The following is a 9,652-nucleotide window of genomic DNA, read 5'->3' as shown; positions in this document are numbered from 1 at the left end:
AGGTCTAACTAATATCTGTAACGTACACGGATATGTGGTGAACGAGGGTGAAAAATCTCCTATTCAAGGTCAGTTGATATACCGAGGATACAACATAAATGATCTGGTGTCCAACGCTCAGAAGGAGGACCGTTTTGGTTATGAGGAGATAGTTTATCTTCTGCTTATGGGCGATCTGCCTAACAGGGAGGAGCTTACTGCGTTCAAGGGAATGATGGCTGAAAACAGATCGCTCCCTAACAACTTCTTTGAGGACATGATACTTAAAGCTCCGTCAAAGAACATCATGAATAAAATGGCGAGAGCAATTCTGGCTCTTTACTCTTATGACGATAACCCTGAGAATCGCTCGCCTGAGTATGAAATGGCTACGGCTATCTCTATAATCTCTAAATTGCCTAACATCATGGTTTCGGCTTATCAGGTAAAGAAGCGTTGCTATGACGGCGAAAGCTTGTTCATGCACCCTCTGATACCTACACATTCTACTGCGGAGATGATACTGTCGGCACTGCGTCCGGACAGACAGTTCACTGAGGAAGAGGCTAAGATACTTGATCTGTTACTTATGCTCCACGCTGAGCATGGCGGAGGAAATAACTCGACTTTTGCCTGCCGTGTGCTTACATCTTCCGGAACGGATCCTTATTCTGCATACTCTGCGGCTATCGGTTCACTGAAAGGTCCGCGTCATGGTGGCGCTAACCTTAAGGTGGCGGCAATGCACCAGTGCATAAAGGACAACGTTCAGAACTGGGAGGACGAGGGCGAGATCGCTGATTTCCTCACAAAGATACTCAACAAGGAAGCTTTTGACCACACAGGTCTTGTTTATGGCATGGGTCACGCTGTTTACACATTGTCTGACCCTAGAGCTGTCATACTCAGAGAGAATGCCAAGAAAATGGCTGAGAACACTGAGTTTGAGAGAGAATACAAGCTTCTTGAAGCGGTGGAAAGACTTACTCCTGAGCTGTTCAAGAAGATCAAGGGCAGTGACAAGGCGATGTGCGCTAACGTTGATATGTACTCGGGCTTTGTTTACAGCATGCTGGGTATTCCTGAGGATCTTTACACACCTATGTTCGCTGTTTCAAGAATGGCAGGCTGGTGCGCACACAGATTTGAAGAGCTTGTAACAGGAAAGAGGATAATCCGTCCTGCATACAAGGCTATCTCAGGTGAGAAGAAGTATATCCCATTGGACGAAAGATAAGCAAAATAATTTTTACCTGTTCCTAATGGGCGGAAAAAGGCTTGAAATATTTTTGTGTATATGATATAATAGAATCGGGTATATGCCCGGTTCTATTTTTTGTTTGGTGTATCAGGAGGGATCGCTTGAAAAATCTTAAATTGGCTGCTGTTTGTCTTTCTTGTCTTACTATGACAGGCTGTTCGGCACTGAATTTTTCTGTTGAGGGACTTATAAACGCCCCGAAGCTTACCTCTGAGCAAAGCGAGATACATCAGGCGCTTATCGAGAGCGTGGGCAGTAATATAACTCTGAAATATCCTAAAAACGGTGAATATCGCTCGGCTTATGTTATCGCAAATATCGACGATGAGCCTACGGACGAGGCTATGGTCTTCTATGAGTACACTTCAAACGGATCTGAGGAGGACGGCTTGAGGGTGAACATTCTCGACAAGGACGAGGACGGCAAGTGGTATTCTGTGAAAGAGCTTGCAGGCGCAGGCACGGACATAGATCAGGTCATTATCTCGCCTATGGGAAGCAATAACCAGACGGACGTTTTTGTGGGATATCAAAATCTTACTAATGATGAAAAGACTATGGAGATATACAGCTATACCGACGGAGATTTCAAGCGTGTGGCGCTTGATACTTATTCGGTGCTGGAGCCTTTGGATATAAACAATGATGGTTATATAGAGCTTATCACCATTCAAAGAAGCACCAATAATGATACAGGTGCGGTGACGGCAAAGGCTTCTATGCTCAACATGAAAAACAATGAGATAACCCGCGGCGAGAACGTTGATATGTGCGATAATGTGACTTCTTATGTGTCATCAAAGACGGGAATGCTTGACAGCGGCAGGCGTGCTATTTTTATTGACGGACTGACTGCTGACGGAAAATTGCAGACGGAGATAATATACTACAGATATTCGGGACTTCAAAATCCTATGCAGCTTAGAAGCGAAAAGCTGCTGCCTTTATGCACAAGACCTGCGGGCTACTACAGTGAGGACATGGACGGCGACGGTGATGTGGAGATACCGTCAACTTCGCCTATGGTGGGTTATGAAAACGCTGTGGCAGACGAAATGCTCTATATGACTACATGGAGCGTTTACGAGGATTTTTATGATCTGAAAACAAAATACACAGGCTATTATGCCATATCTGACGGATATTTTGTAACGTTCCCAAAACGCTGGAACAGTTCTGTTACGGTGAAAAAGGACAGTGACACAAACGAGCTTGTTTTCTATAAATACACGGGAGATATAAACGAGAGCAACGAGGAGATAATGCGTATCGCTGTGTCTTCAAAGAATGATTCGGAGGATTATATCTCTGACGGATATGAGCTTATCGACAGCAAGGGTCAGCTTGATTATTTTGTGAAGCTTCCTCTTGACAGGCGTGAAAAGCTCATACCGACTATTGACGAAATTCAGAATAATTTTTACATAATAAACTGATCTTGGAGAGGAGTAAATGTAATGAAAAGAGTTTTGGTTTGCGAGGACGAAGATTCAATTAGAGAATTTGTGGTCATAAACCTTGTAAGAAGCGGTTACGAGGTAGTTGACGTAAACTGCGGTGAGGACGCTCTCAAAGCCTATGACGAAAAGGACGGCGGTTTTGACGTTGCTCTGCTTGATATTATGATGCCCGGCATCGACGGAATGCAGGTGTGCAAGAAGATAAGAGAGAAAAGCAACACTATCGGCATTATCATGCTTTCGGCAAAATCACAGGAAATGGATAAGATATCATGCCTTATGAGCGGTGCTGACGATTATATCACAAAGCCGTTCTCTATTTCTGAGCTTATTGCAAGAGTTGACGCTGTTTGCAGGCGTGTAAATCGTTCAGGCTCTAAGCCTGAGGAGGCTTCACAGATAGTTTCAGGTCCATTTACCCTTAATCTTAAGAGCAGAACTGTTTTCAAGAACGGTGAGCAGATAGACCTTACACAGGTGGAGTATCAGATAATGGAGTATTTCTTCAAAAATCAGAATACTGCACTTGACCGTTCAAGTATACTCAATCACATATGGGGAGAGAGCTATTACGGCGACGATAAGATAGTGGACGTGAATATCAGAAGAATAAGAATGAAGATAGAGGACGAGCCTTCTAATCCTAAGTATATCCTTACTATATGGGGCTTTGGCTACAAGTGGGCAGGCGGCTCTAACTGAGCTGTGAAAACATGATGAACGGAGTTTTTATCAGTTGAGCGGAAAAAAAAGAAAAAGCGGCAGACTAAGTATCACACAGCACTGGCTGAGGAACAACCTCGGGGTGGTCGTGGGAATACTTGTGGTGCTTGAAATACTGCTTATCGTGGTGGTGAGAAATTATTACTACAGCTCCACAAGGCAGTATCTTACATCTAAAATGAAGATAGTCACCACGGCGGTAGTGAACGCTTCAGGTGACGAGCAGACTAACTATAATTCTCAGATACGCTCCCTTGTGGAAAGCTATGACGAGAAAGACAAGATAGAGCTTATGGCTATCAAGACCGACGGTGAGGTCGATGTTACATCATCAGGCTTCTCTCCCTCGGAGAATGACAACATGACCGATTATGAGGACGCAAAGAAGTCCGACACGGGAATAGGCACACAGATATATGAGCTGTCAACAGGGGAAAAGGTCATGGCGATAACGTCGGTCATATCTCCGAAGGGAAGCGAATATGAAGCACTGAGAATGTTGTCTTCCATGAAAAATATCGACCATCAGATCTTTATTATGTCTATGATAATCACGGCTATCGTTGTGGCTGTCATAATGCTCATGTTTTTCTCGGGAATGTTTTTTATCAAATCTATTGTTTTGCCTATAAGAAGCATAAACAGCATAACAAGGCGGTATGCTACTGGAGATTTCAGCGAACGTCTTGAAAAGAAACGAAATGACGAGCTTGGCGAGCTTTGCGACTCTATCAACTACATGGCGCAGGAGCTTTCTAATACAGAACAGATGAAGAACGAGTTCATATCCTCTGTATCTCATGAGCTGAGAACTCCGCTTACCGCTATAAGGGGCTGGACGGAAACTGTTACCAGTATGTATGAGGACAAGGAAACCTTCAAGAAGGGTATGAGGGTCATCACAAGTGAAACGGAGAGGCTTTCGCAAATGGTCGAGGAGCTTCTTGACTTTTCGAGGATACAGGACAACAGACTCACGCTTATTATGGATACTATAGATATTCTTGCGGAGCTTGGGGAAACTGTGCTTATCTATCAGGAAAGGGCCAAGGCGCTTGGTATAACACTCAATTACTACGAGCCGAAAATGCTGCCGTTTGTTTACGGCGACAAGAACAGGCTTCGTCAGGTATTCATAAATATTGTGGACAATGCTATCAAATACTCCAACAAGGGCGACACTGTATCGGTGGAGGCTTATGAGGAGGACAATGAGGTATGTATTTCCATTTCCGACACGGGTATGGGAATATCAAAGGATGACCTGCCAAAGGTCAAGACGAAATTCTTTAAGGCAAACCACACAAGACGTGGTTCGGGAATAGGTCTTGCGGTGGCAGACGAGATCATTCAGCGGCATGGCGGTACGCTGGAGATAAACAGTGAGCAGGGAGTAGGTACAACAGTGATGATAACGCTCCCTTGTATCGAGCAGAAGAAAAAGCCTGACAATCAGGCAACTGTAGACGTGGAGCTTATTTCTTCTGAGCCTATCGAAAACAACGACAACGTGCAGTAGACGCACACACCGCCTTGAAAGGAAAGAAAATGAGCAGTAAAGCACAAAGCAAGGAAAAATTCAAGTCAAAGATCGGTGGACAGGCTGTTATCGAGGGCGTTATGATGCGTGGCATCCACAAGGCGGCTATGGCTTGCCGCCTGCCTGACGGCACCATAGACCTGGAGGAGTGGGCGATAAAAGGCGGAAAAGATACGCCTTGGTACAGAAAAACGCCTTTTGTGAGGGGTATTTTCAGCTTCCTTACTTCTCTTATAGACGGCTACAAGTGCCTTACAAGGTCGGCTGAGAAGCAGATGACGGAGGAAGATGAGGAGGAGCAGACCAAGTTTGAACAGTGGCTGGACGATAAGCTGGGGGACAAGCTCGGCCCTATCATCACGGCGATATCTATGGTGCTGGGTGTGGGTCTGGCGATATTGCTGTTTATGTATCTGCCGTCGCTGGTGTCTAAATTCATAAGCAAGTTCATTGACCTGTCGGCTTTTGGAAAGAATCTTATTGAGGGTATTTTGAAGATAGCTATATTCATAGGCTACACGGCTTTGACTGCTCTTACTAAGGATATAAGGCGGACGTATGAATATCACGGTGCTGAACACAAGACTATCGCTTGCTATGAGCATGAAGAAGAGCTGACGGTTGAGAATGTGAAGAAATACACACGTTTTCACCCTCGATGCGGAACGAGCTTTATTTTCCTTGTGCTGTTCATAAGCATTTTTGTAAACACAATATTCAGAGTATCGTGGGCAAACATTTTTCTGAGAGTTGTTATAAAGATAGCGCTTCTGCCTATCGTTACTGGTATTGCTTATGAGCTTATAAGGCTTGCGGGAAAATATGACAATATTTTCACTAAGATAATCTCTGCACCGGGTCTGTGGATACAGAGGATAACTACAAGCGAGCCTGATGAAAGTCAGATAGAATGTGCTATAGCGGCACTGAAAGCTTGTATACCTGAAAATAAGGAAGATGACAAATGGTAAGGAAAGAACTGTTTGATAAATGCGTGGGACTGCTTGAGGAGAGCGGTCTTGGTGAGAACGCTGCTTGCGAGGTCACATGGGTGTTTGAAGATGTGGCTGAGGGGGAGAATATCACTCCTGAGCAGGAAAAGCGTATAAGCGACATTGTCACACGTCGCTGTGAGGGCTATCCTTTGCAGTATCTCCTTGGGCAGTGGGAGTTTTACGGTCTGCCTTTCAAGGTGGGCGAGGGCGTACTGATACCACGTCAGGACACGGAAACTATTGTTGACACGGCTTTGAAGATGTTTGCAGGCAAGAAGGATATCACTGTTATAGACCTTTGTTCAGGCTCGGGGTGCATTGGTATCACCCTTGAAAGGAAGCTTGACTGCGGTCGGGCAGTGTGTGTGGAGAAGTCTGAAAAGGCGGCAGAGTATCTTCGCGATAATATAAGTCTGAACGGCTCTGGGGCTGAGATAGTCATGGGCGACGTTACAGACGAAAAGCTTGTGGAGGATATGCCTGAGGCTGACCTTATAGTGTGCAATCCCCCTTATCTCACAACAGATGACATGGACGCTTTACAGCGTGAGGTCACTTTTGAGCCTGCGGAAGCTCTTTTCGGCGGTGAGGACGGCTTGGACTTTTATCGTGAGATAGTTCGCAAGTGGAAGAAAAAACTTAAAAGCGGCGGCGTTATGCTCTTTGAGATCGGTATCGGTCAGGAGGACGAGGTCATGAGGCTCATGATTCAGCACGGCTTTAAGAACGTGAGATGCAGGAAAGACTTGTGCGGTGTTTACCGCTGTGTTTCGGGCATTTATGAGAAATAGTACGAAAATTTGTACAGATAGATAAATTACGGTTACTGTACAGACAAACGGACAGTTAGTGTGATATGATATAGATACGGATAAAACACCGATAAGATAGGGAGGTCATATAAAATGGCGATAGACAAGAAGAAAAAAGAAGCTGTTAAGACGGTAGTAAAAATAACTGACGCAGAGGAAAAGAAAAAGGCTCTTGACACAGCGATAGCATATATTGAAAAGCAGTTCGGCAAGGGTGCGATCATGAAGCTTGGCGAGGCTAAGGCTATGGATATCGAGGCTATACCGACAGGCTCAATGACCCTTGATATGGCGCTTGGTATTGGAGGAGTGCCGAGAGGAAGAATTATTGAGATATACGGCCCTGAGTCATCAGGTAAGACAACGGTCGCACTTCATGTTATCGCAGAAACGCAGAAAATGGGCGGCGAGGTAGCTTTTATCGACGTTGAGCATGCTCTTGACCCTGTTTATGCAGGTCAGCTGGGCGTTGATATCGACAATATGCTTGTTTCTCAGCCTGACAGCGGTGAGCAGGCTTTGGAGATAGCCGAGGCTCTGGCTCGTTCCGGTGCTATCGACTGTATCGTTATCGACTCTGTTGCGGCTATGGTAACAAAATCTGAGATAGACGGCGAAATGGGCGACACTCACGTTGGTCAGCTTGCAAGACTTATGTCTCAGGCTATGAGAAAGCTCACATCTGTTATTGCAAAGTCAAATACAACGGCTATATTTATCAATCAGGTCCGTGAGAAGATAGGTGTTATGTACGGAAACCCTGAAACTACTCCAGGTGGACGTGCTTTGAAGTTCTACGCTTCTGTAAGAATAGAGGTCAGACGTGGAGAGCAGATAAAGAACGGCTCTGAGGTCATTGGTAACAGAACAAAGTGCAAGGTTGTAAAGAACAAGGTAGCACCGCCGTTCAAGGAGTGCGAGTTTGATATCATGTACGGCAAGGGTATCTCCCGTGTGGGCGAGGTGCTTGACATGGCGGTCGATCTTGATATCGTTAAGAAGGGCGGAGCTTGGTTCAGCTACAACGATATGAAGCTTGGTCAGGGACGTGACAACGCTAAGGAGTTCCTGCTGAACAATCCTGACATCATGGGCGAGATAGAAGCCAAGATAAAGGAACATCAGGCGGAGCTTGTGCTTGCGGCGCAGAAAGATAAAAAGGCCAAGAAGCTTGAAGAAAAGGCTAACGCAGGTGCGGCGGCTCAGAGTGCAAATGAGGATATGGCTGCTGACAAGCCTGAGAAGAAGATACGCAAGGCGGCAAGCGACAAGTCTGTTGTGGCAAAGCCTGAGGAGGACTTCGAGGAGTTCGCTCCTGTTGACATAAGCGAGCTTGGTGACTGATAAATGCTTAAAATAACGGGCGTTTCAAAATACAAGGGCAGCACATATATGATAGAGTTTGAGGAGGGCGAAACGGCTTTTCTCAACTACGAGGTAGTGTCTGCCTATGGTCTGAGAGCAGGGCTTGATATGCCTCAGTCTGCTTGGGAGAAGATAGTTTTTGACAACGAGTTCAGAAAGGCTAAGGAAAGGGCTTTGTATCTCCTTGATTACAGGGACTATTCCTATGTGGAGCTTTACAAGAAGCTGGAGAAGAATTACAGCGAGGAGATATGCGACGCTGTAATGGATAAGATGCTGGAGCTTGGGACGGTCAATGACAGGCGGTATGCTCAGGGGCTTGCGAGGACTTATATGGAAGTGCGTAAATACGGATATTACCGTGCTTATCAGCAGATGAGACAGAAAGGGCTTACTAAGCCTATAATAGAGGAAGCTCTGGAGGAATACAGCGAGGGTACATACGAGCGGCTGTATGAGCTTGTGGAGCGAAAGTATCTCAGATATCTTGACGGAGAAAAGGGTGACATAAAGGTAAAAAACGCCCTTGTGCGTTTGGGGTATTCATACGACATAATAAAAGAGGTGCTTGCTGACATAAAACAGGAGTACGGCGACGAATAAAGGAGCAAAGAATGAAAAAGATCATTTTTGCGGCGGCTATACTGAGTGCGGCGGTCATGACAGGCTGTTCGCTGAGCTTTGACGGCACAGACAGCTCTCAGCCTGCGGAAAATGTTCAGGGCAGTGAGAACGCTGTGACAACGCAGGGAACTGATACGGAAAGCGAAGAAGCCGCTGACCCGCTTGAAGAAGCAAAGGACGTTGCGGCAATGTATCTTAAAGCCGCAAACGCTGAGTTTGACCAATCAATGGTAAAGCTTATGACAGACGATTATGCCGCTGACTATGAATATATGAAAAAGAACATGGGCGGCGACAATGAATACGGTGAGGACGAACAGATAAGCGGAGTAAGATATAGCTTTGACAAGGATAAGTGCGGCTTTATCGACAAGGTGAACATCTCGGAGGAGTATTCAAAGGCGGCGGAGCTTTATGTGACCATAGCTTATGACAGTTCTGAGGGAGAGGTCACGTCATCGCAGTATATTCTTATGGTGCTTGACAAGGACAATGATTGGAAAGTTTGCTTTGCAGGCTCTAAGGCGCAGGCTTACGCAGACGGCATAATCACTGACGAAAACTCGGAAAAGGCTGAGGCTAACGCTCAGGCGGTATATGAGGCGGCAAAAAAGGCAGTCACGGAGCTTTCAAAAGACAAGAGCTACAAGTTTGAGTACATGAACTACATTTCCACAGAGACGGATAAGTTCGTAGAAAAGATAAAGGAACAGCTTCCTGATGAGCTTAAGGATACATATTTCACTGTTTTTATTGATGAAGGAAAGCTTGATTATGTTGTTTGGTCGCAGGAAGCAGGGTCAGAGATAACTGTTACTTACCCCGAGAAGAAAAACTGACGGCGCAAAAGTGCTTGACAAAATAAATTGCGTGGTGTATAATATAGGTAACCA

9 protein-coding genes are annotated in these 9,652 nt (G+C 45.5%); all 9 read left to right on the top strand.

From position 1 onward, the window contains the following. Nucleotides 1–1,216 (top strand): citrate synthase (locus QVO88_RS03080; protein WP_288177742.1); only part of this gene is annotated, 1,216 nt, incomplete at its 5' end. A 125-nt stretch (nt 1,217–1,341) separates the two neighbouring features. After that, nucleotides 1,342–2,676 (top strand): hypothetical protein, encoded by a 1,335-nt coding sequence (locus QVO88_RS03075; RefSeq protein ID WP_022287064.1) that lies wholly within the window; start codon nt 1,342–1,344, stop codon nt 2,674–2,676. 21 nt (nt 2,677–2,697) lie between these two features. Next, entirely contained in the window at nt 2,698–3,402 is a 705-nt protein-coding gene (locus QVO88_RS03070) for a response regulator transcription factor (RefSeq protein ID WP_022287063.1), read from the top strand. Between the two features lie 34 nt (nt 3,403–3,436). Continuing rightward, the gene (locus QVO88_RS03065; RefSeq protein ID WP_022287062.1) at nt 3,437–4,942 is read left to right on the top strand and encodes a cell wall metabolism sensor histidine kinase WalK; all 1,506 of its coding nucleotides are present in this window, start codon (nt 3,437–3,439) and stop codon (nt 4,940–4,942) included. Between the two features lie 29 nt (nt 4,943–4,971). After that, entirely contained in the window at nt 4,972–5,934 is a 963-nt protein-coding gene (locus QVO88_RS03060; protein WP_022287061.1) for a DUF1385 domain-containing protein, read from the top strand. Continuing rightward, nucleotides 5,928–6,749, top strand: coding sequence for a peptide chain release factor N(5)-glutamine methyltransferase (gene prmC / locus QVO88_RS03055; protein WP_022287060.1), 822 nt, complete (start codon nt 5,928–5,930; stop codon nt 6,747–6,749). The genes QVO88_RS03060 and prmC overlap by 7 nt, the downstream gene beginning before the upstream one ends. Before the next feature lie 114 nt (nt 6,750–6,863). Next, nucleotides 6,864–8,114: a recombinase RecA gene (recA, locus tag QVO88_RS03050; RefSeq protein ID WP_022287059.1), complete on the top strand. Its 1,251-nt coding sequence runs from the start codon at nt 6,864–6,866 to the stop codon at nt 8,112–8,114. Between the two features lie 3 nt (nt 8,115–8,117). Next, nucleotides 8,118–8,738: a regulatory protein RecX gene (locus QVO88_RS03045; RefSeq protein WP_022287058.1), complete on the top strand. Its 621-nt coding sequence runs from the start codon at nt 8,118–8,120 to the stop codon at nt 8,736–8,738. Between the two features lie 11 nt (nt 8,739–8,749). Beyond that, nucleotides 8,750–9,598 (top strand): hypothetical protein, encoded by an 849-nt coding sequence (locus tag QVO88_RS03040; RefSeq protein ID WP_022287057.1) that lies wholly within the window; start codon nt 8,750–8,752, stop codon nt 9,596–9,598. The last annotated feature ends 54 nt before the right edge of the window (nt 9,599–9,652 follow it).

The sequence above is a fragment of the Ruminococcus sp. CAG:57 genome (assembly GCF_000435935.1).
In the GTDB taxonomy this organism is placed as follows: Bacteria; Bacillota; Clostridia; order Oscillospirales; family Ruminococcaceae; genus Hominimerdicola; species Hominimerdicola aceti.
The sequence above is the reverse complement of the archived record's forward strand: the minus strand, read 5'-3'. Positions and strand labels throughout refer to the sequence as shown.